A 1,001-nucleotide genomic window follows, 5' to 3' on the forward strand; every position below is an offset into this window, starting at 1 on the left:
GGCCGCGGCCAAGGGACGGCTGCGGCCGACGGACCGGTCAGCCGGGCCGTGACCACCGCCCCGCCGTCCGTGTGCACCAGGGCGTTGGTCACCAGTTCGCTGACCAGCAGCTCCGCGGTGTCGGCCCGCCCGGGCGCCCCCCACGGGGCGAGCAGCTCGCGCAGCGCGGCGCGGACCTCCGAGATGACCCGGACGTCCTTGCGCGGAAGCCGCCTTTCCCAGCACGGCCCCGATTCGGCTTTCTCCGTGCCCTCTTTCGACCCCGGTTTCGCCCCCGGTCTCGTCCCCGGTTTCTCCCTCGCTTTCGCGGCCCTTCCCGGACTTTCCGGAACCGACTCGTCCGCGGCCCCTCCTCTGCCCTCGTGGCGCTTCACGTCCGCCCAGTGCGCAGTCCGCCGCTTCATGCCTGCCCGCCCCGCCCCCTCCCGGCGCCCGGCCTCGAACACGCTCACGGCAATGCATGCCCCGTGCCCGGCGGAACGACGCCTGTTGAGGCGTCAACATGCCGATACGAGCGATGACGAGCAATGACGAGCGATGACCGGCGATACGGGCGGGCCCCGCTCATGCGCGGCCGGGTACGCGTGGCACACCGGCCACGCGTACCCGGTGCGAGGAAATCGGCGGGGTGCCGACGGCCGACGGCGCCCTATGTCTCCCAGACGGCGCAGGCCGTGCGGTCGTCGGCGTAGCCCTTCACCCGCAGCTGGACGTCGGCGAGGAACGCCGCGAGTCCGGGCGGCTCCTCGCGGGACCAGCGCTCGGCGAGCCGGATGCCCAGTTCGGATTCGCCGCGCAGCGGTTCGGCCAGCCCGGTGGTGCACAGCAGCAGCGTGTCCGCGGGCCGGGCGATCGACGCCCGGAAGCGGAAGGGTTCGCTGGGCACCTCCTCGGGGTCGATGGCCGGGGTGATCCCGGGGGTGGGAATGCCGAGGTCGACGGTGATCCGGTCGCTGGAGCCGTAGCCGACGACGGGCTCACCCGCGGGCTGCGGCTCGTGC

2 pseudogenes are annotated in these 1,001 nt (G+C 73.6%); both read right to left on the reverse strand.

The annotated features are described in order from the left end of the window. Positions 1 to 185: pseudogene (locus AB0K09_RS33750) on the reverse strand (ATP-binding protein); the annotation flags it as partial. Positions 186 to 649: 464 nt separating this feature from the next. Then, a pseudogene (locus tag AB0K09_RS33755) lies at positions 650 to 1,001 on the reverse strand (protein phosphatase 2C domain-containing protein); the annotation flags it as partial.

The organism is Streptomyces sp. NPDC049577 (assembly GCF_040675635.1).
GTDB lineage: Bacteria > Actinomycetota > Actinomycetes > Streptomycetales > Streptomycetaceae > Streptomyces.